Consider the following 23680-nt stretch of genomic DNA (forward strand, 5'->3'; position numbering starts at 1 on the left):
GGCGCAATGGGTTGTGAGGTCGCGCTTTCACTTCGATTCCGGTGTGTTGTCCTGAACGCCAGAGGCTTTGTCCAATGCATCAGTTTGCGTTGTATCGAGTGACCGCAAGGCGCCCATCAGCGCCGCGAAACGCTCGTGACCAAGGCGGGCAACATAGCTCCGTTCGATCTGCAGCTTGATGCGGTCGCCATCGCGCAGGGCGTCCAGGCCCTTGCGGGTGTAGCGCACAAGCTTGCCGCGACCGTCTTGCGGATCGGGCAGACGCTGCAACACACCTTCCGTCTCCAGGCCATCGAGTAATTGCTGAATCGCCTGCTTTGAGATCGCCGAGCGCTCGATCAGCGCCGACTGGCGCATGCCGCCGCGCGGGATGTGTCCAAGCAGGCCGGCACGCGCTTCGGTGAACCAGTGATGGCCGGCAGCGCGCATCGCGGCGGCGAACTCGGTCTGCCAGGCGCGGCTCGCCTGCCACAGCCGCCAACCTATGTGATCCGGCAGCGCTTCAGGTTTTTCGTCAAGGTCCTTGACCAAATTCTTCTCGCCCGATACATAGTCAAGCGTCTTGACTACTAGTTCACTCTAAGTGGCGATGCCGGTCAAGACAATCGGCGACTTCAATTCAGGAGGAAATCATGGCAGCACTTCAGAAGGAAACCCTTGCAATGCTCATTCCGGGCATGACCCATGTGTTGGAACGAAACGGCAAGGAGGCTTACGTCTATTTTGAAAGCGAGGGTGCCGCGCACATGCTGCTCGACGATGGCGAGGCGCGAAGCGGGCGCTGGCGGATGCTCGATGACGGTTATGTCGCCGACTGGGACACCGGCGCGACCGGACGCTGGACCCTCGATCACGAGCCCGGGTCAGTCACTTACATCAATCGCGACAACGCCGTTCGCTTCAGGATGATCGGCGTGCTGTTCGGCAACGCTAAGAACCTGCCGCCCCAACAAGCTTGAAGTCGATTGCGCCGGAGGCGATCGCCTGTTCCAGCAGCTGAACCGCCGCGGCCAGCTTCTCGTCGATGACGTGCAGATATTCGGTCCAGTCGCCGACATGTCTGAGATCGGCTGCCCCGTCGGAAATGCCGCGCAGGCCAATAAGCGGCACGTCGAACAGCTGGCAGGCGCGCAGGCAGGCGAAGGTCTCCATATCGACCATGTCGGCGGCGATCGCGTCGTAGGCGGCGCCGGTGACGATTGCCGCCCCGGTCGACAGCGTCGCCTGTCTGACGCCTGGTATCCTGAACGGCAGCGGCACGCTGACAGGCAGGTCGAGGAACGGCGTGGCGCCCTTCTCGAACCCCAGGGGCGAGGCGTCCATGTCGCGGTAGCCAACCGAAACGGCCTGGTAGATTTCCGTCTGCTCCAGCGTCCGGCTGCCCGCCGACCCGAGCGACACGACGAGATCGGGCAGCGCCATCCCGGCATGCAGCCGGGATAGTTCGGCGCTGAGTCCGACGCCGGCCTCGACCGGTCCGACGCCGGTCATCAGCGGCGTGAACAGCCGCTGCAGGTGTGGACCGTATTCGGCCTCGGCCGCCATGACGAAGAGAACGGACTTGCCGGAGATCGGGGTGAGCTCACCAGGTGTCTTGCCGGCCATGATCGTCCATCCTCCCTACCCGCTCCTCAGCCCTCGATTCCGTCGCGGCCGAGCACTGTCATCATCGTTCCGGTCATCGTGGCGATCAGCTTGGCCTCGCCATCGACGGCGAACGCATAGGCCTGACCGTCGGCGACGATGATGGTGCGGCCGGGCTTGGTCACCGAGCCGCGGAACAGAAAACGCTCGCCCCTGCCCGGCGCCAGCAGATTGACCTTGAACTCGATGGTCAGCACGCCGGAATTTTCCGGCATCAACGAGAATGCCGCATAGCCGCAGGCCGAGTCGAGTGCCGTCGAAATGACGCCGGCGTGAAGAAAGCCGTGCTGCTGCGTTAGCGCCGCCGAATAGGGCATTTCGATCTCGATGATGCCGGGCGTCACCAGCGTCAGCTCGGCGCCAATGGTCATCATCGCGTTCTGGCGCGCGAAGGACGTCCTGACGCGGTCCTCATAATCGGGAGCAGGAACGATCTTTGCTGCCATGGCCGTCGCCCTTCGTTTCTCGGCAAATCTTATTGCAAAGGCATTTATCGCAGAGGGGTGGGCGGCAGGCAATCGCAAATGCTGCACTGCAGCATTCGGCTTAGCCCTGTATCGATGGCAACGATTCAGCCGGCCCGCCGCAGCGCGCAGAAGTAAAAGCCGTCGGTGCCGCTCAGCAATGGCGACAGCGAAATGCCGCCCGCAGCGCCAATGCGCATTGCCGCTTCGTGGCCCGCAAAACGGCTGTCCCAAAGCTGGCGGTGATCGAGCGGGACAAAACCGGGATGGCGGCCCCGGAAGGCCGAAACCTGGTCGCCATTCTCCTCGTCGAACACCGAACAGGTGATGTAGACCAGCAGGCCGCCGGGTTTGACGAAGTCCCTGGCGGCATCGAGGATCGTCTCCTGCTCGCCCTTGCGGGCGTCGAGCTGTCTTTGCGTCAGCCGCCATTTAGCATCCGGCCGGCGCCGCCAGGTGCCGCTGCCGGTGCAGGGCGCATCGATCAGGACGATATCCATGTGCTTGCCGAGCGGCGCCAGCTCGGCCGGCCTTGTGACGACCTGCACATTGCGGTTTTCCGAACGGCGGATGCGATCGAAGATCGGCGCCAGCCGTGCCTTCTCGGCATCGTGGGCGAATATCTGGCCGCGATTGTCCATCGCCGCGGACAGCGCCAGCGTCTTGCCGCCGGCGCCGGCGCAGAAGTCGAGCACCTGCATTCCAGGCTCGGCGCCGGCCAGTTCGGCCGCAATCTGCGAACCCTCGTCCTGAACCTCGAACCAGCCTTTCTGGAAGGCCGGTTCGGCCTGCACGTTCGGGTGCCTGCCATCGCCCTCGATCGGCGGGATGCGGATGCCGTGCGGCGCGATCCGGGCAGGCTTGGCGCCCGTCTCCGCCAGTTCCGCCAGCACCTTGCCGCGATCGGCCTTTAGCGTGTTGACCCTGAGGTCGAGCGGCGGGCGCGTCGCCAGCGCGGCACCCTCTTCCACCCAGGCCGTGCCGAACGCCCGTTCGAACAGCGGCATGCACCAGTCGGGGATGTCTGCCCTGACGGCCGGCGGCGCATCGGCAAGCCGGCGACCGCCGAGCGTTTTCAATTCGTCGGCGGTAAGCAGCGGCGGCGCGAACTTGTCGCCCTCGAGCGCCTCGTTCAGCGACTGCGCCGTCTGGCCCCATTCGAGCAGCAGCGCGCCGAAGCTGATGGCGCGCGGTGTGTCTTCGCCCAACAGCCAGCCGGCCGAGCGCTTGCGGCGCAGCGCGTCGTAGACGATGTTGCCGATCGCGGCGCGGTCGCCGCCGCCGGCGAAGCGGTGCGACAGGCCCCAGTCTTTCAGCGCATCGGCCACCGGCCGGTGGCGCCGGCCAATGTCGTCAAGCACTTCAATGGCTGCCGCCAGCCGCCCGCCCAGTCTCATTGTCGTCTTCCATTACTCAGTAAATTAATTCCGGCCCTGCTCTTAGAGCTTTTCGTGCCCTGATTGAAACAGTTCTGTTTCGCCGACGGCGAGACGATCCATGCCGACGGGTGACGAATGTGGATTGGTGCATCGCGAGCCGCGGCCACCAGGCGGGCGCCGGCATGCGGAACGAAACAATTCGATCAGTATATTACATGCTTCTAATGTGCGTGTCCGGCGCTCACAAGCATAGCGGCTTGCGAAACTGCTCTGCTTTGCAAGTTTTCCGGTTGCGAATACTCTTTGCGCGGTGATTCGCGTCGCAGAAAAAGCGGAGCCGCGGGTCGATACGAGGAGAGGGCAATGAAAACTTATCTGGCGGAAGTTCTAGGCACGTTTCTATTGGTGTTCATCGGCACGGCTTCGGTGGTGACGGGCGGCTTCGGCGGCGCGCTGCCGCTCGGCCAGGAAGGTATCGGTCTGGCGTTCGGCATCGGCCTGATAGCGGCCGCTTACGCGATCGGCCCGATTTCGGGCGCGCACCTCAATCCGGCGGTGACGCTCGGTGTGTTCCTCGCCGGGCGGATGCCGGCCAGGGACGTCATTCCCTATTGGATCGCGCAGGTCATCGGCGCCATCATCGCGTCGCTGGCGCTGTGGATCATCGTCTCCGGACAGGTCGGCGGCCACACCGGCGGCTTCGGCGCCAATGGCTGGGACGTGACGAAATGGGGCGTCAGCTCGGCCTTCCTGTGGGAGCTGATCGGCACCTTCACCTTCGTCACGGTGATCCTCGGCGTCACCAACGCCAAGCACACGACGGCCTTCGCCGGCCTGGTCATCGGCCTGACGCTGGCCGGACTGCACTTCGCCATCATTCCGGTGACCGGCACATCGCTCAACCCGGCCCGTTCGATCGGACCGGCGCTGTTTTCGGGAACTGCGGCGATCGGCCAGCTCTGGCTGTTCATCGTCGCGCCGCTGATCGGCGGCGCCATCGCCGGCGTGGTCGCCAAGGCCGGTATCTTCGAGAAAGACTGACTTTTCGAAGGCTTCATGAAAAAGGCGCGGGTCGAGGCCCGCGCCTTTTTCGTTGCGTCGAGAAATTCGTATGCCCGGATCAGGCCGCGAGGTCGAAACGGTCGGCGTTCATCACCTTGGTCCAGGCGGCGACGAAGTCCCTGACGAACTTCCGCCCGGCGTCCGCCGAGCCGTAGACCTCGGCCAGCGCCCGCAATTGCGCGTGCGAGCCGAAGATCAGGTCGGCGCGGGTGCCGGTCCACTTGACTGCCCTGGTCTTGCGGTCGCGCGCTTCGTAGACCTCATCTGAGCCGGCGGCCGGATCCCAGATCGTGTTCATGGAGAGCAGGTTGACGAAGAAATCGTTGGTCAACGTGCCCGGCCTGTCGGTGAACACCCCGTGCTTCGACTGACCGGTGTTGGCGCCGAGCACCCGCAACCCGCCGACGAGCACCGTCATCTCTGGCGCCGTCAAGGTCAGCAGCTGCGCCCGGTCGACCAGCATCGCCTCGACCGACATCGGCGGCTTGCCCCTGACATAATTGCGGAAGCCATCGACTTTCGGCTCGAGCGCGGCGAAGGACTGGACATCGGTCTGTTCCTGCGAGGCGTCCATGCGGCCCGGCGTGAACGGCACCCCCACGTCATGGCCGCCGTCCTTGGCCGCCTTCTCGATCGCGGCGACGCCGCCAAGCACGATCAGGTCGGCAAGCGAGACCTTCTTGCCGCCGGACTGCGAGTTATTGAAGCCCTTCTGGATGCCTTCGAGTGTCTCGAGCACCTTGGCCAGTTGCGCCGGCTGGTTGACCGCCCAATCCTTCTGCGGCGCCAGGCGGATGCGGGCGCCGTTGGCGCCGCCGCGCTTGTCGGAGCCGCGGAAAGTCGAGGCCGAGGCCCAGGCGGTCGAAACCAGTTCTGAGACGGACAGGCCGGAGGCCAGGATCTTCGCCTTCAGCGAGGCGATGTCCTGCTCGCTGACCAGTTCGTGGTCGACTGCCGGTATCGGATCCTGCCAGATCAGCTCTTCCTTCGGCACGAGCGGGCCGAGATAGCGGACGGCCGGACCCATATCGCGATGCGTCAGCTTGAACCAGGCGCGGGCGAAGACATCGGCGAACTGATCGGGATTCTGATGGAAGCGCCGCGAGATCTTCTCGTAGGCCGGGTCGACGCGTAGCGCGAGGTCGGTGGTCAGCATCGCCGGCGCGCGGCGCTTCGAGGGATCGTGCGCGTCCGGCACGGTGCCTGCACCGGCGCCGCCCTTCGGCGTCCACTGATGGGCGCCGGCCGGGCTCTTGGTCAGCTCCCATTCGTAGTTGAACAGATTGTCGAAGAAGTTGTTGCTCCATCTGGTCGGCGTCGTGGTCCAGGTCACCTCGAGGCCCGAGGTGATGGCGTCGCCGGCAATGCCGGTGGCATGCTTGCTCGACCAGCCGAGGCCCTGCGCCTCGATGCCGGCGCCTTCCGGCTCCGGGCCGACGAGCGATGCATCGCCGGCGCCATGGGTCTTGCCGAAGGTATGGCCGCCGGCGATGAGCGCCACGGTTTCCTCATCGTTCATGGCCATGCGAGCGAAGGTCTCGCGGATGTCGCGCGCCGCGGCCAATGGATCGGGCGTGCCGTTCGGGCCTTCCGGGTTGACGTAGATCAGCCCCATCTGCACGGCGCCGAGATGGCCCTGAAGTTCGCGGTCGCCGGAATAGCGCTCGTCGGCGAGCCACTTGGTTTCCGATCCCCAGTCGACGTCCTGCTCCGGCTCCCAGACATCGGCGCGACCGCCGGCGAAGCCGAAGGTCTTGAAGCCCATCGATTCCAGCGCGACGTTGCCGGTGAGGATCAACAGGTCGGCCCAGGAGATCTTCCTGCCGTATTTCTGCTTGACCGGCCACAGCAGCCGGCGCGCCTTGTCGAGATTGGCGTTGTCTGGCCAGCTGTTGAGCGGCGCGAAACGCTGCTGGCCGGCGCCGGCGCCGCCACGGCCGTCGCCGATGCGATAGGTACCGGCGCTGTGCCAGGCCATGCGGATGAAGAGCGGGCCGTAATGGCCGAAATCGGCCGGCCACCAATCCTGCGAATCGGTCATCACCTGGTGCAGATCCCTGATCACCGCATCGAGATCGAGACTCTTGAATTCCTTGGCGTAGTCGAAGTCCTCGTCCATCGGGTCCGACAGGCTGGACTGCTGATGGAGGACGCCAAGGTCAAGCTGGTTCGGCCACCAGTCACGGTTGCTCCTCCTGGCCGATCCATGTGGGACCGGGCATTTGCCGGCGCTGTTGTCGTCGGTTTTCGCGTCCATCTTTGCCTCCGATTTGTTGATTTTTCGGGATTTTGTTGATTTTCCGGGCAGGGCCGGCGGCCGCGCCATCCTGGAATGGTTCCAGACTAGCCCGCCCAGCCGATAAAGACAAATTGCCTTTGCTGTTTATTCTGATAGGTTTTCCTTATGATCGGTTTGACCGTCCGGCAGATGCATTATTTCGAAGCGCTGGCGCAGACGCTGCATTTCGGCCGTGCCGCAAAACTCGCCGGCGTCAGCCAGCCGGCGCTGTCTTCGCAGATCGCCGAGATGGAGCTGCGGCTGAATTGCCGTCTGTTCGAGCGCGGCGGCAAGGTGGTGCGGATGACCGACGAGGCCGTGGTCCTGCTGCCGCGCATCGAGCGCATTCTTGCAGACGTCCGCGACGTCGAGGCGACGGCCCGGCGCGGCCGCCCGGCGCTGGAAGGCCGCTTCCGGCTCGGCATCATCCCGACGGTGGCGCCCTATCTCTTGCCGCATGTGCTGCCGGAGCTGAAACAGCATTTCCCGGCCTTGCAGCTGGAACTGCGCGAAGCCGTGACCGCCTCGCTGGTCGACGACACCAGTTCGGGAAAGCTCGACGCCTTCGTCGCGGCGCTGCCTCTCGATTACCCAGGCCTGGTTACCGAGGAACTTTTCTCCGACCGGTTCTTCCTGGCCGTGCCGGCCGGCGATCCCGCCTTCGCCTCGCCGCCGGTGCCGCCGGAGAGCCCGGCGCTCGAGCGGCTTATGCTGCTGGAGGAAGGCCACTGCCTGCGCGAACAGGCGCTCGCCGTCTGCGGCAGCGTTCGGCCGGTGGCGATGGCAAGCTATGGCGCGACCAGCCTGACGACGCTGCTGCAGATGGTGGCGCATGGGCTCGGCGTCACGCTCATCCCCGAGATGGCGGCGGGGCCAGCCAGCACTATCCCCGATTTGAAGATCGTGCCGTTCCAGGAGCCGATGCCGCAGCGCACGATCTGCCTGGCATGGCGGCGCAACAAGGTTCGGCACGACGAATGCGTCGAACTGGCCAAGATCATTCGCGGGCTGGACGCGGCGGTGCTGGCGGCGTGAGCGGCCGAGGTTGGTCAAGGATCCGGTTTTAGCCCCGAAGCCAACCCGCAAGAAAGGAACGGCTTTAATCCTTTTCCCAGGCTGCGAGCAACGGGCCGTTGCTTCCATAGACAGGGTCCTTGCGCGGATGGCCGACCCTGGGGATCGTGACGACTGCCTTGGCATGGTCGGCGGTGGTCGTACACAGGTCATAGGTGCCGGATGGAGGATAGGCGCCGACAACCAGAAAATCGTCGGATGCGGAAATGCGTTGGTGCCCGGTGCCGGCCGGAAGCACCGCGACGTCGCCGGCCTTCAGCGACAGGATTCGTCCCTTGTTGCCGCCAAAGCGGACCTTCGCCGTGCCGCGCGCAACGCCCAGCACCTCGTGTATCCGCGAATGGTAGTGGACGTAATCGTAAATGCCGTTGCGCCAGCTATCGCCCCAGCCATTTGCTTCGAAAAGCGCCTCCATGACGGCCGCCGGATCGAAGTCCTCGGGCAGCGTCACGGCGCCGCGATAGACGACAAGCGGCCAGAACGGATGGTTGGGCACCAGGCCATCATCCCTAAACCGAAACGCATTCGCTTTGCGCGGCCTCAGGAGGTCGGCGACCTCTCGCCTGTCCGGTCTAGCGATACCGGTGACCTGCTCGACAGCTTTCTTCGTGGTTTGCAGAATGCTCATGGCTTGGCCTTGGGTTGGTGGGGAGCTTCATGCCGGTTTAACCGGCTGCATGGCGGATCGGTTCCGCTGAGGTCGGAGATCTGCGATCCATGCGGTCGGCATTTGACGTCCGGGCACATCGAAGCCGCCCAAGTTTCAAGCCTTGACCACCGCAAGCATGTGAAGATCCAATCGGTCCCGCCGCTGTGTCGTCCCATGGCACGGATGAGACGATACACTGTTTACCACAGCGCTCGCGACAGCTCGCGAAACGGGCGACCCGCAGAGGCTTTTTTCGTGTTATGATGCACCTGCAACGCGCGTAATCTCGACCTCGGCAATATGGCAAAGGTCGAAAGCAATTTTTGCCCTGGCGTCCCCCAGCACGGACTCAACCCCGATGACTGGGTGTGCTTATCCGGGGCGAGGAGGTTGTCCATGTCCGCGAGTAATGTCGAACGCCCGCTGCAGCCGGGCGACCGGGCGCCGAATATTATTCTCGATGCGATCTCCCGCGAAGGCAAAATCGCGCTCACTGATTTTCGAGGTCGTAGCCCATTGTTGATCGGCTTGTTTCGAGGCCTGCACTGTGCGTTCTGCCGGCGCAATGTCGCGGCAATGGCGCAACTCAAGCCGGCTCTGGCTGAGAAAGGCGTCGAATGCCTGGCGGTCGTCAATACGCCGGTAGAGCGGGCACGGCTCTATTTCCGTTACCATCCGACACCCGATCTTCTCGCCGCGTCCGACCCGGAGCGGGCCTCGCACCGTGCCTTCGGCTTGCGCGAGATCGGGATGGACAAGGTCATGGGGATCCGTATCGATCTCCCGGGTGAGTTGCCCGAGCCTATGGACCCCATCGCAATAAACGAGTTGCTCAACAAGAAGGAGGGGTATGAGATTACGGAAGCCGATCAGCAGATGATGGCTTCCGCTAAGGAGCTGCTGGTTGGTCAGTTTCTCATCGACCGAGGGGGCATTGTACGCTGGAGCTTCACTGAAGTTTTGGAGGCTGGCCTCAATACCCCCAAGGCGCCGAATCCGGAGGAATTGATGTCAGCGGCTTCCCAAGTTGCACATTAATGGGCTGCGGAAATAGGCGGCTGACAACTCGCTCGACGACCGCGCCCTTCCCGCTCACTACCGGGGAAAGGCCGTTCTGGGTCAAAACCTGAAGATCGTGGATAACCGCTTCGCGCCCGATCTCGGCCGTAGAGATCAGCTTCTCCGCGTCCTGAAAGCAGACATCGCAAGCGAGGACTCCGGAGGTCGCGGTTGCGCCCTCAAGCCCCGCCCGGTCGACCAGATAGAAGATCGCATTGGCCTCGCCGCCCGGCATCGTCTCACTGAGCTGGATGCGGCTGTTAGGCTGGATCAGACCGAGCAGGGTCTCCGCCGCACCTCGACGCCGAGGTCGCGCAGATCGTGGCCGTTGCCGCGCCGCGCCGATTTTCTGGAGTGATAAGCCGCGCCCGACGCGGCGAATTCGTAACCCTACTCGGCGGCCGTCTCCGATGGCGCCTCTGCCGGCCCCGAAGGCTCTGCCTCGGCACGGGGCTTGCGCCGTGAAAACAGCGACCTGAGCGTGACGTAGAACACCGGCGTCAGGAACAGGCCGACGAAAGTGACGCCGAGCATGCCGGAGAATACCGCGGTGCCGAGCGACTGGCGCATTTCTGCGCCCGGGCCCGTTGCGATCATCAGCGGCACGACGCCGAGGATGAACGAGAAGGCGGTCATCAGGATCGGCCGCAGCCTGAGCCGGCAGGCTTCGACGGCAGCCTCGGCAGCCGACAGCCCGCGTTCCTGCGCCTGCCGCGCGAATTCGACGATCAGGATCGCGTTCTTGGCGGCAAGCCCGATCAGCACGATGAGGCCGATCTGCACGAGGATGTTGTTGTCCAGCCCTCGGAACGACACGCCGAGCAACGCCGCGAGCAGGCCGAGCGGCACCACCAGCACAATGGCGAACGGCAGCACCCAGCTTTCATATTGCGCCGCCAGCGCCAGGAACACGAACAACACCGACAGTCCGAAGATATAGACAGCGGCATTGCCGGTGTTGCGCTCCTGATAGGCGAGCTCGGTCCATTCATAGGAGGTACCGGCCGGCAGCGTCTTTGCCGTGATCCCTTCCATCAATGCCAGCGCGTCGCCCGTGGAAACGCCGGGCGCGGCGTTGCCCTGCAGCGGCACCGAAACGTACATGTTGTAGCGCTGGACCAGCGCCGGGCCGGTGACGTCGCGGATCTCGACCAACGTGCCGAGCGGAACCAGCGCGCCGGTCGCCGAGCGCACCTTCAGTTTCAAGATGTCGGCGCGATCGAGACGGAACGCCTGGTCGGCCTGCGCCCGCACCTGGTAGACGCGCCCGAAAGCGTTGAAGTCGTTGACGTAGGCGGTACCCAGATTGATCGACAGCGCCTCGAAGATGTTGGGGATCGGCACGTTCAGGATGCGCGCCTTGTCGCGATCGATCGCCAGGAAGAATTGCGGGCTCGACGCGGAGAACGTGGTGAACACACCCGTCAGCCCCGGCGTCTTGTTGGCCTTGCCGGCGATTTCGTTGGCAAGCGCCAGGATCTGCCGCATGTCGGCGCTGTTGCGCTCCTGGATTTGCAGCTTGAAGCCGCCGGCATTGCCGACGCCGCGGATCGGCGGCGGCGGCAGTGCGATAATGAAGGCTTCCTTGATGCTTTGCAGGCTGCCGAACAGATTGCCGATGACCTGGGTCGCCGACTGGCCGGCTTTCAGTCGCTCGTCAAACGGCTTGAACCTGGCGAAGATCACGCCCGCGTTGCTGGCGTTGGTGAAGGTCGCGCCGGAGAAGCCGGCGAAGGCGACTGCGTAGTCGACGCCTGGCGTTTTCTGGATGATCTGCGACGCCTGCTGGATGACCGCATCGGTCCTCGACAGCGAAGCGCCGTCCGGCAACTGGATGACGACGATCGCATAGCCCTGGTCAAGCGACGGAATGAAACCGCGCGGCACCGACTGCACCATGTAGACCGTGGCGTAGATGAGGGCCGCGAAAACGGCCAGCATGGCGGCGATCGTTATCCACGAGCCGACCAGCACGCGGATGATGCTCGAATACCAATGGGCGACCCTGTCGAAGCCGTGATTGAAGCCGTCGGCGAGCGCCCGTCCGAACCGCGCCAGGAAAAAGCGCGGCGGCGCCGCCGCGGCGTGATGCGGCTTGAACAGCAGTGCGGCCAGCGCCGGCGAAAGCGTCAGCGAATTGAATGCCGAGATCGCCGTCGACACCGCGATGGTGATCGCAAACTGCAGATAGAACTGCCCAGAAATGCCGGGGATGAAGGCTGTCGGTACGAACACGGCTATCAGCACCAGCGAGATCGCGATGACGGCCGTTCCGACTTCGTCCATGGTCAGGTGCGACGCCGGATTGGGCGCCAGCCCTCTGGCGATATTGCGCTCGACGTTTTCGACCACGACGATCGCATCGTCGACGACGATGCCGATCGCCAGAACGAGGCCGAACAGCGTCAGCATGTTGAGCGAGAAGCCGGCGGCGTAAAGCACCGCCAGCGTGCCGATCAGCGACACGGGGATCGCCACGATCGGCACGATCGCCATGCGCCACGATTGCAGGAAGACGATGATGACGATGATGACCAGCAGCATCGCCTCGAGAATCGTCTTGTAGACCTCCTGGATCGACTCGGCGACGAACTCGGTCGGATTGTAGACGATGTCGTAGCTCAACCCCTTCGGGAAGTCGCGGGAAAGCTCCTTCATCTTGTCCTGGATCTCCGCGGCTGCGGCGAGCGCATTGGTGCCCGGCCGCTGGAAGATGGCGAGCGCCACCGCCGGTTTGCCATTGAGATAGGAGTTGGTGACGTAATCCTTGGCGCCGAGCTCGATGCGCGCCACGTCCTGCAGCGAGATCAGGCGGCCGTCGTCGGTCGATTTGACGATCACGTATCGGAAGTCGCGTGCGTCGTTGAAGCGGCCTTGCGTGGTGACCGTGTACTGGAACGCCGTGCCGGTGCTGGTCGGCGGCGCGCCGATCGAGCCGCCCGACACCTGGACGTTCTGGTCGCGCAGCGCCTGCACCACATCGCCCGAGGTCATCCCCAGGGCGGACAGTTTTTCCGGATCGAGCCAGATGCGCAGCGAATATTCGCGTTCGCCGAAGATGATGAGGTCGCCGACGCCGTCTAGTCTGAGCAGTATGTCGCGCACCCGCGAGCGGGCGTAGTTCGAGACGTAGAGCTGGTCGTAGGTATTGTCGGGCGACAGCATGTGCACGACCATCATCAGGTCGGGCGAGCTCTTGGTGGTGGTGATGCCGAGGCGGCGGACTTCTTCGGGCAGGCGCGGCTCGGCGACCGACACGCGGTTCTGCACCAGCACCTGAGCCTGGTCGAGATCGGTGCCCAGCTTGAAGGTGATGGTCAGCGCCATCGCCCCGTCGCCCGACGAATAGGACGACATGTAGAGCATGCCCTCGACGCCGTTGATCTCCTGCTCGATCGGCGTTGCCAACGTCGCTGCGACCGTCTCGGCGTCGGCGCCCGGATACTGCGCGCGAACGACGATGGTCGGCGGCGCGATCTCGGGATATTGCGCGACCGGCAGCTGGGTATAAGCAATCCCGCCGAGGATCAGCAGGACGATCGAAACGACCGATGCGAAGATCGGACGGTCGACGAAGAAATGTGCGAACCTCATTGCTGCAACTCGGCGGTCTCGGCCTTGGGCGGCAACGTCACCATCTCGACCTTCACCTTGGTGCCGGGCCTGGCGTGCATCAGCCCTTTGACGATGATTGTCTCGTCGCCGGTCAGGCCCTGGCGGATGACCCGGTAGCCGTCGAGAAGCGGGCCGGTGCGCACGGGCTTCGCCGACACCATCCCGGCCTCATCCACCAGGAACACGATGCGGCGATCCTGATCGGCGCCGATCGCCTCATCGGGCACCAGCACGCCGCTATGCGGCAGCGACCCCGGCACGTTGATGCGCCCGAACATGCCTGGCTGGAGAATGCCATCGGCGTTGGGAAACCTTGCACGCACCCGCATGGTGCCGGTCGCGTTGTCGATCCGGTTCTCGGCAAAATCGAGCTTGCCTTTGAATACCGCCTCCGCGCGGTCGGCGACGCGAACCACCACCTCGAGCCCGCCGGCGCCTTCCTGCATGCTGCCGCCGCGCTCCTTCGCGTCGCGGGCATAGCTGAAATACAGGCGCTCATCGACGTCGAAATAGAAGTCGATCGGATCGCGCGTAACGATGGTCGTCAGCAAGGTGGAATCCGGCTGCACGAGGTTGCCGACCGACACCAGCCGGCGGTCGATGCGGCCGGACAAGGGCGCCTTGATCTCGGTGAATTCCATGTTCAGGCTGGCCGTCGTCAGCGCAGCCGTCGCGCCCTGCATCTGCGCCTGCGCCGAAAGGTATTCCCGCCGGCGGTCGTCGACCGTCGCGGTTGAGATATTGCCGGTCTTGGCGAGTTCGTCGGCGCGATCCAGCTGCATCTTGGAGAATTCGAGCAGACTCTTGGCGACGTCCACTTGCGACTTGGCGGCATCATAAGCCGCCTGGTACGGACGCTCGTCGATGGTGAAGAGCAGGTCGCCCTTGTTGACCAGTGCGCCGTCCTGGAAGCTGACCTTGTCCAGATAGCCGCTGACGCGCGAACGGATGGCGACCTGGTCGACGGCTTCGAAGCGCCCGACGAACTCGTCGTCTTCGACGATTTCACGGACCACCGGCTTGGCCGCTGTCACCACGGGTAGCTGCTGGTCCTGCGCAAACGCAGTGCTGCTGAAAGCCATGCCGAGCAGGAATGCCGCCGACACCGCGGCGCGGGGAAGCCAGCCGGCCGATCGACAGGGTCTCCCGCCCGCGTCGCGATGCAATTGCCCATTCTCTGGGGTGTCCATTTGCGTCCTCGCTCGCTGGACCCGGAGGTCGGTTGATCCGCTTCTACGCTCAGGCTTTTCGTCGAGATCAGAGCACTGCAGTGTTGTGCATGGCAACATGATCATTTTCCATGTGGGCTGAAATGTCCACCCTGTGGCTGCCCCGCCACTGGCAACGCAGATCCACCTGGCGGTCCGGGACGCCATTGAGACGGGACGGCTAGACCCGGGAGCAGACCTTGGTCCCGTCGGGGTGAACGTCCGCAATCCTTCTTCAAACGTTAAAGCCGCCATTCCGCTATCGGCCCCGAGGCTGCCGGTCTGCAACGCGCCCCAAGGTCGGCCGTTAAAGTTAGTTGTGCCACCGCCTTACAGCGGACAACACCGGCGACCGCGCTTGAGGGCGTAATTGCGCCAGGAGCGGTCATTCGATGTTCTGCCGTTGAACGGCTTCATTCGCCAGTTTAGCGGAAATTGGGCGACAGCATGGTTGCCTGAACAGGGAAGTTCGAAACGCTCTTGGTCCGCGAATCCCGCTGATTGCACGCTGCGATGCGATATTCTGCAAGATAGCCACCCAACCAACGCCGATACCGCATTGCTCTCGACAAGAGCACTCCTGCCGCAGACCACCTAGCTGGCAGACACTTGGCTGATCCCGGCATCGACCCAGGCACGCGTCTGCTCAAGCACTTCATCCGAGAGCGCGGGATCGTCGATCGCCCGGGCGAGGATTACTGCCCCCACCATCGCTGCCCAGCTTCCGATCGCCTCGCGGCGTCTGTCTGCCGGATCCAACTCCGGGAGCGCCTTGCCGATACGGTCGATCTGCGATCGTAGGCCTTCCGTCATGGCCGAGCGTGCAGCCGGGGTCTGATGGCGGATGGCTGCGGCGAGGCCCGCCGTCGGGCAACCGCCGGCGCAGTTGTCGCGATGCCGGGGCGAAAGATAGGAACCTACATAAGCGCGAAGATCGCCCCCTCCGCCTGAGTCCGCGGCGAGGACGTGGGCAAGGGTCTGCGCGATCAGGTCGTCCTTCGAACTGAAATGACCATAGAAGCCGCCATGGGTGAGCCCGGCGGCCTTCATCACTTCCGCCACGCTGACCGCGTCGAACCCCTTCTCGCGAAACAGCCGGCTGGCCGCATCCAATATCCGGTGACGGTTCTCCGCCATCTGCTCTCGACTGACCTTCATTTCAAAATTCTCCGTCGGCCCCGTTGACATTTACATGATGCCCATCATATTTAGCCGCAATCATGATGATAGTCATGAATATAGGTTCCATCAGAGAAAAGAGCAATGCCATGACAACCATTCCATCAGTCCTCATCACCGGCGCCTCCACGGGCATCGGAGCTTCCTATGCCGAACGGTTCGCCCGCCGCGGACACGACCTCGTGCTGGTTACCCGTGACGTGGCACGAATGGAGGCACTGGGAGCCCGGCTCCGTCAGGAAACTGGCGTTGCGATCGACATCATCCAGGCTGATCTTACGCAGCCTGCCGAGCTTGCAACGGTAGAGACGAGGCTGCGCGATGACGCCCGCATCGGGATTCTAGTCAACAATGCCGGAACAGCCATCGGCGGAAGCTTCATCGAGCAGAGTACCGATGACGTCGCACGGCTGGTTGCGCTCAACACGACCGCACTTCTGCGGCTTGCCAGCGCCATGGCCCCGCGTCTTGCGAAAGCTGGCGAAGGGTCGATCGTCAACATCGGCTCCGTGGTCGGCCTGGCGCCGGAGTTCGGCATGACGGTCTACGGCGCAACCAAAGCCTTCGTGCTGTTTCTGTCGCAGGGGCTCAGCCTCGAGCTCGCGCCGAAGGGTGTCTACGTCCAGGCCGTGCTGCCCGCCACGACGCGTACGGAGATCTGGGACCACGTCGGCGCCGACATCAACACGCTTTCCAACGTGATGGAGGTGGACGATCTGGTTGATGCGGCGCTGGTCGGCTTCGACCGCCGCGAACCGGTGACCATCCCGCCGCTTCCCGATGCCGGGCAGTGGGACGCGCTTCAGGCCGCGCGCCAGGCCATGCTTCCGAACTATCGGAACGAACATCCCGCCGAGCGGTACCGCAAGGTCGCCTGAGCACCAACGAATCCATTTGATAACGACCTCGTCGCGGCGGGGACAAACAAGGTGACCTATGACCAACAAAGCACTTTTTGAGCCTTATTCTCTCGGCTCGCTGACGCTCTCCAATCGTATCGTCATGGCGCCCCTCACGCGCAATCGCGCTGGCCCGGGCTTCGTTCCGGGCGATCTTGCCGCCGAGTATTACGGCCAGCGGGCCTCCGCCGGCCTGCTGATCTCCGAGGCCACGCAGATCTCGCGGCAGGGACAAGGTTACCAGGACACGCCCGGCATCTATTCTCAGGCTCAGATCGACGGCTGGCGAAAGGTCACGACCGCGGTACACGCCAAGGACGGGCGGATTTTCCTGCAGCTCTGGCACGTCGGCCGCGTCTCGCACGTCGATCTGCAGGAGAACGGCGCCGCGCCCGTCGCGCCCTCGGCAATCCGGGCCGCGACGAAGACGTTCGTGAACAACGGCTTTGTCGAGGTTTCGGCGCCCCGCGCGCTGGCGCTCGACGAGCTTGCGGGGATCGTCAACGATTTCCGGCAAGCAGCCGCGAACGCCATTGAGGCCGGCTTCGATGGCGTCGAGATTCATGGCGCCAACGGCTATCTGCTGGACCAGTTCGCCAAGGACGGTGCCAATGTCCGCACGGATGCTTATGGCGGATCGGTCGAGAACCGCGCCCGGCTGATGCTGGAGGTTGCGACTGCGGTGGTCGAGGAGATCGGCGCAGAGCGCACCGGCATCCGGATTTCGCCCGTCTCGCCCGCCAACGGCGTCTCGAGCAGCGCCCCCCAGGCGCAGTTCGACTATATCGTCGATCAACTCGATGCTTTGGGCATCGTCTATATCCATGTCGTCGAGGGCGCCACGGGCGGATCGCGCGATGTCGCGCCGTTCGACTTCGGATCGCTCCGCCGGCGCTTCAACAATACCTATATCGCCAATAACGGCTACGACCTCGAACTCGCGGCGTCGCGGCTCGCCGAGGGCAAGGCGGATCTGTTCGCCTTCGGGCGCCCGTTCATCGCCAATCCCGACCTTGTGGAACGGCTGAAGACGCGCACGCCGCTGACGGAGTTCAACTCGGCGACGCTCTATGGCGGCGGCTCCGCTGGCTATACCGACTATCCCGCGATCGCCGCCTCAAGCGCCCATGAGCTATCGGAGGGCGGCGCCTGCGAGGCAGCCATCCCACGTGACAGCAGCGCCTCAGGGCATCTCTCTGGCGCTCCGCTCGAACTGGTGTCCAAACCCAGGGATTCAGGAGGGCCATGGAGGGCTATAGCATAGACGTTAGCTGCTCTGGTCCGCCCAGGACCAGCCAGGCGAGATTCGTAGCACGTCGTACGCTCGCTTTACAGGCGCAAGCGGACCCATTCACCGTGATTTCGACTGTCGTGAATGGGTCAGATCGCGTCGATGCATGGGGGCGCCTGAACGTGCGCTTCTCACATTCCAAGCCTCCAAGCCGCAAGTCCGCTTCCGGCCCGATCGAGACGTTCAAAGCCTCGATACTAAGCGTCCGCCCATGGCGCAAAGGAGACAAATTGGCGCCCACCCCTCAAGCCGTCTTTGCTGTCACCACTCTCAATTCTCGACCATCGCCTCATCCGGAACTTCTGCGGCTTGCCTACTTCGCAACTCGGTGCGGAAACGGATGACCGCTCGTTCGAAAACCGGTCGATAGTGGTTTCCTGGCCCATCCGCCCCACCCCCTCACGGCACAAATATCAAAAACACCCAAGTAAAAAACACCACCAGATGGACCAAGCCAGTCAAGAACGTCGTCCGTTCCGTGCTGAAACTCACATTGCAGATGAAAAGCGCCAGGACCAAAAGCACCGTGTCGGTCGCCGGCAGCCCCAGGGTCAGGCCTCTTCCGGTCAGCAGGCTGGCGGCGGCTATGCCCGGTATTGTCAGGCCGATTGTGGCACAGGCCGAACCCATGGCGACGTTCAGGCCGCGTTGCAGCTCGTTGCTGAGTGCGGCGCGAACCGCCGAAATGGCCTCCGGCATCAGGACCAAGCCCGCGATCATCGCGCCGACAATGGCGTCGGCCTGCGGCACCTGGTAGGCGACGAGCGCATCCTCGACGCTGGCGGCGACCTGTTCGGCCAGCATGACGATGCCGATCAGCCCGATCAGCAGGAGAACAGCGCCGGCGGTGACGCTTTCGTGGGCGTCGGTTCGCGTTGCGGCGCCGTGCGCTTGTGCGTCGATAAAATCGTCGCGGTGGCGGACGGTCTGCGCGAACAGAAAACCTGCATACAGCAGCACTGAAAGCACGCTGACGAAGCCAAGCTGAGCCGCCGAGAACGTGCCGGGATCGGTGGTTCGCGTGTAGGTCGGCAGAATGAGCGTCGTGACGGTCAGCGCGACCAGAACCGCCAGATAGGCGCTGGTGCCTTGGCGGACGATCGCCTGCTTGCGATGGCGCCAGCCGCCAAAGGTGAGACACATGCCGACGACGCCGGTGGAGGTGATCATCACCGTCGAGAACACGGATTCGCGTGCAAGCGTCGGGTTGTTGGCCCCATGCAGCATGATGGAAACGATGATCGACACTTCGATTGCCGTCACCGCGATGGTCAGCACCAACGTGCCGTACGGCTCGCCCACCCGCCTGGCCACCGCCTCGGCGTGGTCGAGCACCACGAAAATGGTGATGAACATGATCGCGCTCGACAGCGCGCCGATGAATATCCTGGTGCCCAGCGACCCTTCGTCCACCGACACCCCGCTGGCCCTGACCGCGACAGCCATCGCCAGCGCGGCCAACGGCATGCCATAGGAAACCGCCGATCTTGCGAAACCGCTCATTGTCATTCTTTTGCGTTCCAACCCGCAGGAAGCTCGCGCGCTAGCCGGGCGTGTTGGCCTTGACGACCTTCTTGCATTCGGGCGTCAGCTCGCTCATGTGACCGGCCAGGCATTTGACGACGCGGCCACCGCCCGGCAACACGCCCTTGCACAATCTTTGGTAATCCGCTTGGCAGGCCTCACGCTCGGCCGCCGTCTGCGCCAGCACCGCGGTGGCTGCCAGCTGAGTTGCCAGGAAAAGCACGCCTAACCCAATCCGCATGGAACACCCCTCAAATATGTTGCCCAAACAACGCCTCCGTCACGCGTAGATACAAACGGAAGCCTTTTCACGCCGTCTTCTGCGTCACCAATCCCAGCTCGTCGACCATCGCCTGGCGCATCAGGAATTTCTGCGGCTTGCCGGTCACGGTCATCGGCAATTCGGTGCGGAAGCGGATGTAGCGCGGGATCTTGAAATGGGCGATCTGGCCGGCGCAGAAGGCCTTGATCTCCTGCTCGGTGGTGATCTGGCCGGGCTTCAGCACGATCCAGGCGCACAGCTCCTCACCGTATTTCGGGTCGGGAATGCCGAACACCTGCACCTCCTTGACCTTGGGGTGGCGATAGAGGAACTCCTCGACCTCGCGCGGATAGACGTTCTCGCCGCCGCGGATGACCATGTCCTTGACCCGGCCGACGATGTTGCAATAGCCCTCGGCATCGATGGTGGCGAGGTCGCCGGTGTGCATCCAGCCGTCGGCGTCGATGGCCTCGCGGGTCTTCTGCTCATCGTCCCAATAGCCCTTCATCACGGAATAACCGCGCGTGCAGAGCTCGCCCGGCGCGCCGACGGCGACGGTGGCACCTTCGGCGTCGATGGCCTTGACCTCGACATGCGGATGGACGCGGCCGACGGTCGAGACGCGCTTTTCCAGAGGGTCGTCGACGCTGCTCTGGAACGAGACCGGGCTGGTCTCGGTCATGCCGTAGGCGATGGTCACCTCTGCCATGTGCATCAGCGACACCACCTTCTTCATCACCTCGATCGGGCATGGCGAGCCGGCCATGATGCCGGTGCGCAGGCTGGTGAGATCGAAGGAGGCGAACTCCGGATGGTCGAGCAGGCCGACGAACATGGTCGGCACGCCGTAGAGCGCGGTGCAGCGTTCCGTTGCCACCGCCTTCAGGGTGGCGCCCGCATCGAACCCCTCGCTCGGGAAAACCATGGTCGCGCCCTTGGTGACGCAGCCCATCGTGCCCATCGACATGCCGAAGCAATGATAGAGCGGCACCGGGATGCACAGCAGGTCGTCGACGGTGAGCCGGATCGCCGAAGTGACGAAATTGCCGTTGTTGACGATGTTGTTGTGGGTCAGCGTCGCGCCCTTGGGTGCGCCAGTCGTGCCGCTGGTGAACTGGATGTTGATGGCGTCGTCCGGTTTCAGCCCCGCTGAAATCCGGTCGAGCTTGTCATGCTCGTCGCGGCCAGCCATCGCCAGCACGTCGGCGAAATTGAACATGCCCGCAGAATTCTCCTCGTCCATGCGGATGACGGTCTTCAGCGCCGGCAGCTTGTTGGCCTCGAGCTTGCCCGGCGCAGCGTTGGCGATCTCCGGCGCCAGCGTCGCGATCATGCCGAGATAGTCGGAGCTCTTGAATGTGGCGGCGGTGACCAGCGCCTTGCAGCCGACCTTGTTCAAGGCATACTCCAGTTCGACCAGCCGGTAGGCCGGGTTGATGTTGACCAGGACCAGGCCGATGCGGGCGGTGGCAAATTGCGTCACCAGCCATTCCCAGCGGTTCGGCGACCAGATGCCGACGCGGTCGCCTTTCTCGAGGCCGAGCGCCAGGAAACCGGCGGCGAGCGCATCGACAGTCTCGGACAGCTCTTCCCAGGTGAAGCGCTTGTCCTGCTCGACGAAGACGGCGGCATCGAGCGTGCCGTATTTGCCGACCGTATCGGCAAACAGCGCCGGGATGGTCAGGTTGAGCAGCGGCACGCTGCGCTCGCCCGAGACATGCGCCGTGCCGTCGACCGGCGCAACGAACGAGCCGCCATCGCGCTTGGAGCGCAGGCTGGTGGCATTCTTCAACTCGTCGAGATTGATCGGCATCGCCGTGTCCTCCGCAGACCAGCCGAGCCTATCAGCCCGGCGGGGTGGTGGAAATCCCGTCCATGGTGGGGCTGGGTGGGAACTCGCCTGTAAGGGCCGAAAATAAAAAACCCGCCTCGGCGGGCGGGTCTTCGGGGCCAATTGGCACCGTAGCGAGATTAATAGCATAGCTGCCGGCACAAAGCAAGAACAAAATTGCTGTACGTCAAGAAAATCGCGTCAGGTCGGTGCCAGCGGCCAAGCTGCCAATCTCCCTCCTTGAGGGGGAGATGGCCGGCAGGCCAGAGGGGGTCGTCTCGCGTGGAGCACCTGCCTGTTCTGTCCGTTAGGAGAGTCGCGTCAAGACGTACCGACCCCCTCTGTCGCCTTCGGCGACATCTCCCCCTCAAGGGGGGAGATTGGCGACGTCAGCCTGAATTCACCGATGCCATCCTGGCCGCAATATCGCGCAAAGTCGCCTCGTCGGCCGCCGAACGCATCTTCCTCGACGCGACGAGGCAGGCCTGCGAGCGCAGGATGACGCCGTCGGCCAGCACCTTGAGATGGTTGGCGCGCAGCGTCGAACCTGAGGTGGTGATGTCGACGACGATATCGGCCAATCCGGCCGCCGGCGCACCCTCGGTGGCGCCGAGGCTTTCGACGATGCGGTAGACCTGGATGCCGTGCTTTTGCGAAAAGAACTGCTGGGTCAGGCGCCAGTATTTGGTGGCGATCCTGAGCCGGCGGCCGTGGCGCTGGCGGAAATCGGCGGCGACGTCGTCGAGGTCGGCCATCGTGTCGACATCGAGCCAGATGTCGGGCACGGCGACGACGACATCGGCATTGCCGAAACCGAGGCGGGCGATGATTTCGGCGCGCGCCTCGCAATCGGCAAGGTTTTCGCGCAAAAGGTCCTCGCCGGTGATGCCGAGATCGACCGACCCCTGGCCGATCTCGCCTGATATCTCCGAGGCGGACAGGAACGCTATCTCGACGCCGTCAAGGCCGTCGATGCGGGCGCGATATTTGCGCTCGTCGCCGGGCAGGCTGACGGCAAGCCCGGCCTTGGCCAGCACCTGCAGCGCCTGCTCCTTGAGCCGGCCTTTCGACGGGATCGCCAGCGTGATCATGGCGCCGTCTCCCGCAGCGCCTCGATGCGGTCGAGCCAGACGGAAAAACCGACGCCAGGGATCGGCGTTTTGGCGCCGAGCAGCGTCAGCAGCCGGTCGTAGCGGCCACCACCGGCGAGCGGCCGGTCGCCATCCTGCGCCGCGATCTCGAAGACCAGGCCGGTGTAGTAATCGAGCGGCCGGCCGAAGGCGGCGTCGTAGCTGATTTCAGACATCGGCAGGCCGAGGCTTGCGATGGCCGCGGCGCGGGCTGCGAAATTCTCCAGCGCAGCCCCCAGTGAAAGCCCGGCATCGGCTGCAAAACGTTCGAGCGCTCCGGCGGCGCTGTCGAGCGGCACGTCGATCGCCAGGAAACTCTTTAGTGCCGCGAATGCCTCGTTCGACAGCCGTACGCTGCGCAGTTCGGCTTTCTCGATCAGGCGCCGCGCAATCTCGGACGGCGAACGCCCGGCCGTTGCCGACAGGCCGGCCTCTTCCATGCCGCCGGCGATATGCGCCGAAAGACCGTCAAGATCGCCGTCGAGGACAAGGGCGGCGGCCGCGCCGGCAAGCTGGCTGTTGCGCGGTGGATTGGCGAGGTCGGCAAGGGCTGCCTCAAGCATCGGCGCCGAGCCGAAGGCGCGCGCCAGCCGCATGCGCCAGCCGCGCGGCAGGCCAAGTGCTGCCAGCACCGCCTCGAAGATGGTCTGGTCGCCGAGCGTCACCGCCAGCTCCCGGCCGGGCAGCACCAGCGACAGCAGCGCATGCGCATCGGCCAGCGAGCGGGCGTCGGCCGCGGCTGTGTCGCGGTCGCCGAGATCCTCGATGCCGGCCTGGAAGAACTCGTTGCCGCCCTCGCGGCGCTGGCGAAACACCTCGCCGAGATAGGAATAGCGGCGCGGCGTGCCGGCCTGGCTGGCGATGTGGTCGAGGCAGACCGGAATGGTGAATTCCGGCCGCAGGCAAAGCGTCTGCCCGGTCTCGCTTTCGGTGAGAAAGATGCGGCGCCGCAAATCCTCGCCGGCCATGTCGAGGAACGGATCGGCCGGCTGCAGCACAGCGACCTCGACCGCGTGGGTGTTGCGCGCGGCGAAGAGGCTGGTGATGTCGGATGCGATGGCGGGGCGCGAGGTCACGGCAGGCGCCCTTCCCTTCTCCCCCTGTGGGAGAAGGTGGATTGGCGCGAAGCGCC

Annotated in this window: 19 protein-coding genes and 1 pseudogene; 6 read left to right on the plus strand and 14 right to left on the minus strand. The window is 64.1% G+C overall.

Features of this window, described 5'->3' with window-relative positions; translation table 11 throughout:
* Positions 1 to 27: 27 nt before the first annotated feature.
* Positions 28 to 531 (minus strand): MarR family winged helix-turn-helix transcriptional regulator, encoded by a 504-nt coding sequence (locus NKJ20_RS11060; protein ID WP_352744021.1) that lies wholly within the window; start codon positions 529 to 531, stop codon positions 28 to 30.
* A gap of 101 nt (positions 532 to 632) precedes the next feature.
* On the opposite strand from NKJ20_RS11060, the gene NKJ20_RS11065 reads away from it, so the two are divergent.
* A complete protein-coding gene (locus NKJ20_RS11065) occupies positions 633 to 959 on the plus strand; it encodes a hypothetical protein (protein WP_352457583.1) in 327 nt (108 codons plus the stop codon).
* Here NKJ20_RS11065 and NKJ20_RS11070 read toward each other — a convergent pair.
* The 3 genes from NKJ20_RS11070 to NKJ20_RS11080 all read right to left on the minus strand — a co-directional run bounded on the left by NKJ20_RS11070 (position 931) and on the right by NKJ20_RS11080 (position 3505).
* On the minus strand, positions 931 to 1605 hold the full coding sequence (locus tag NKJ20_RS11070; RefSeq protein WP_352744023.1) for a 5'-methylthioadenosine/S-adenosylhomocysteine nucleosidase: 675 nt from the start codon (positions 1603 to 1605) through the stop codon (positions 931 to 933). The genes NKJ20_RS11065 and NKJ20_RS11070 overlap by 29 nt on opposite strands.
* Positions 1606 to 1631: 26 nt before the next feature.
* Positions 1632 to 2090, minus strand: coding sequence for a PaaI family thioesterase (locus tag NKJ20_RS11075; protein ID WP_023677140.1), 459 nt, complete (start codon positions 2088 to 2090; stop codon positions 1632 to 1634).
* Positions 2091 to 2215: 125 nt separating this feature from the next.
* The gene (locus NKJ20_RS11080) at positions 2216 to 3505 is read right to left on the minus strand and encodes an RsmB/NOP family class I SAM-dependent RNA methyltransferase (RefSeq protein WP_352744024.1); all 1290 of its coding nucleotides are present in this window, start codon (positions 3503 to 3505) and stop codon (positions 2216 to 2218) included.
* Positions 3506 to 3850: 345 nt separating this feature from the next.
* Between NKJ20_RS11080 and NKJ20_RS11085 the strand changes: the two genes are divergently transcribed.
* Positions 3851 to 4528 (plus strand): MIP/aquaporin family protein, encoded by a 678-nt coding sequence (locus tag NKJ20_RS11085; RefSeq protein ID WP_023677138.1) that lies wholly within the window; start codon positions 3851 to 3853, stop codon positions 4526 to 4528.
* Between the two features lie 79 nt (positions 4529 to 4607).
* Here NKJ20_RS11085 and katG read toward each other — a convergent pair whose 3' ends face one another.
* Complete coding sequence (gene katG, locus NKJ20_RS11090; RefSeq protein WP_352744025.1) at positions 4608 to 6806, minus strand: catalase/peroxidase HPI; 2199 nt, start codon at positions 6804 to 6806, stop codon at positions 4608 to 4610.
* A gap of 147 nt (positions 6807 to 6953) precedes the next feature.
* On the opposite strand from katG, the gene NKJ20_RS11095 reads away from it, so the two are divergent.
* On the plus strand, positions 6954 to 7862 hold the full coding sequence (locus NKJ20_RS11095) for a hydrogen peroxide-inducible genes activator (RefSeq protein ID WP_352744026.1): 909 nt from the start codon (positions 6954 to 6956) through the stop codon (positions 7860 to 7862).
* Between the two features lie 64 nt (positions 7863 to 7926).
* Here NKJ20_RS11095 and NKJ20_RS11100 read toward each other — a convergent pair whose 3' ends face one another.
* Positions 7927 to 8529, minus strand: coding sequence for a cupin domain-containing protein (locus tag NKJ20_RS11100; RefSeq protein WP_352744027.1), 603 nt, complete (start codon positions 8527 to 8529; stop codon positions 7927 to 7929).
* 417 nt (positions 8530 to 8946) lie between these two features.
* On the opposite strand from NKJ20_RS11100, the gene NKJ20_RS11105 reads away from it, so the two are divergent.
* The gene (locus NKJ20_RS11105) at positions 8947 to 9588 is read left to right on the plus strand and encodes a peroxiredoxin-like family protein (RefSeq protein ID WP_352450977.1); all 642 of its coding nucleotides are present in this window, start codon (positions 8947 to 8949) and stop codon (positions 9586 to 9588) included.
* Positions 9589 to 9999: 411 nt separating this feature from the next.
* On the opposite strand, the gene NKJ20_RS11110 is transcribed toward NKJ20_RS11105, so the two are convergent.
* The 3 genes from NKJ20_RS11110 to NKJ20_RS11120 form a co-directional block, all read right to left on the minus strand.
* Entirely contained in the window at positions 10000 to 13203 is a 3204-nt protein-coding gene (locus NKJ20_RS11110; RefSeq protein WP_352744028.1) for an efflux RND transporter permease subunit, read from the minus strand.
* Positions 13200 to 14306: an efflux RND transporter periplasmic adaptor subunit gene (locus NKJ20_RS11115; protein WP_051406143.1), complete on the minus strand. Its 1107-nt coding sequence runs from the start codon at positions 14304 to 14306 to the stop codon at positions 13200 to 13202. Before NKJ20_RS11115 ends, NKJ20_RS11110 begins: the two co-directional genes overlap by 4 nt.
* 720 nt (positions 14307 to 15026) lie before the next feature.
* Complete coding sequence (locus NKJ20_RS11120; protein WP_352744057.1) at positions 15027 to 15590, minus strand: TetR/AcrR family transcriptional regulator; 564 nt, start codon at positions 15588 to 15590, stop codon at positions 15027 to 15029.
* Positions 15591 to 15700: 110 nt separating this feature from the next.
* Between NKJ20_RS11120 and NKJ20_RS11125 the strand changes: the two genes are divergently transcribed.
* Both NKJ20_RS11125 and NKJ20_RS11130 read left to right on the plus strand, forming a co-directional pair.
* Entirely contained in the window at positions 15701 to 16489 is a 789-nt protein-coding gene (locus tag NKJ20_RS11125; RefSeq protein ID WP_352744029.1) for an SDR family NAD(P)-dependent oxidoreductase, read from the plus strand.
* Positions 16490 to 16547: 58 nt separating this feature from the next.
* Positions 16548 to 17627: pseudogene (locus tag NKJ20_RS11130) on the plus strand (alkene reductase); the annotation flags it as partial.
* Between the two features lie 573 nt (positions 17628 to 18200).
* On the opposite strand, the gene NKJ20_RS11135 reads toward NKJ20_RS11130, so the two are convergent.
* The 5 genes from NKJ20_RS11135 to NKJ20_RS11155 all read right to left on the minus strand — a co-directional run bounded on the left by NKJ20_RS11135 (position 18201) and on the right by NKJ20_RS11155 (position 23624).
* A complete protein-coding gene (locus NKJ20_RS11135; protein WP_352744031.1) occupies positions 18201 to 19304 on the minus strand; it encodes a calcium:cation antiporter in 1104 nt (367 codons plus the stop codon).
* A gap of 40 nt (positions 19305 to 19344) precedes the next feature.
* Positions 19345 to 19566 carry a cysteine rich repeat-containing protein gene (locus NKJ20_RS11140; RefSeq protein ID WP_352450969.1) on the minus strand — a complete coding sequence of 74 codons (222 nt, stop codon included), beginning with the start codon at positions 19564 to 19566 and terminating at the stop codon, positions 19345 to 19347.
* Between the two features lie 67 nt (positions 19567 to 19633).
* Positions 19634 to 21400, minus strand: coding sequence for an AMP-binding protein (locus NKJ20_RS11145; RefSeq protein WP_352744033.1), 1767 nt, complete (start codon positions 21398 to 21400; stop codon positions 19634 to 19636).
* 407 nt (positions 21401 to 21807) lie between these two features.
* Complete coding sequence (gene hisG / locus NKJ20_RS11150; protein WP_352744035.1) at positions 21808 to 22509, minus strand: ATP phosphoribosyltransferase; 702 nt, start codon at positions 22507 to 22509, stop codon at positions 21808 to 21810.
* Entirely contained in the window at positions 22506 to 23624 is a 1119-nt protein-coding gene (locus NKJ20_RS11155) for an ATP phosphoribosyltransferase regulatory subunit (protein ID WP_352744036.1), read from the minus strand. The genes hisG and NKJ20_RS11155 overlap by 4 nt, the downstream gene beginning before the upstream one ends.
* Positions 23625 to 23680 lie beyond the last annotated feature (56 nt).

The sequence above is a fragment of the Mesorhizobium sp. M0185 genome (genome assembly GCF_040322175.1).
Taxonomy (GTDB): Bacteria; Pseudomonadota; Alphaproteobacteria; order Rhizobiales; family Rhizobiaceae; genus Mesorhizobium.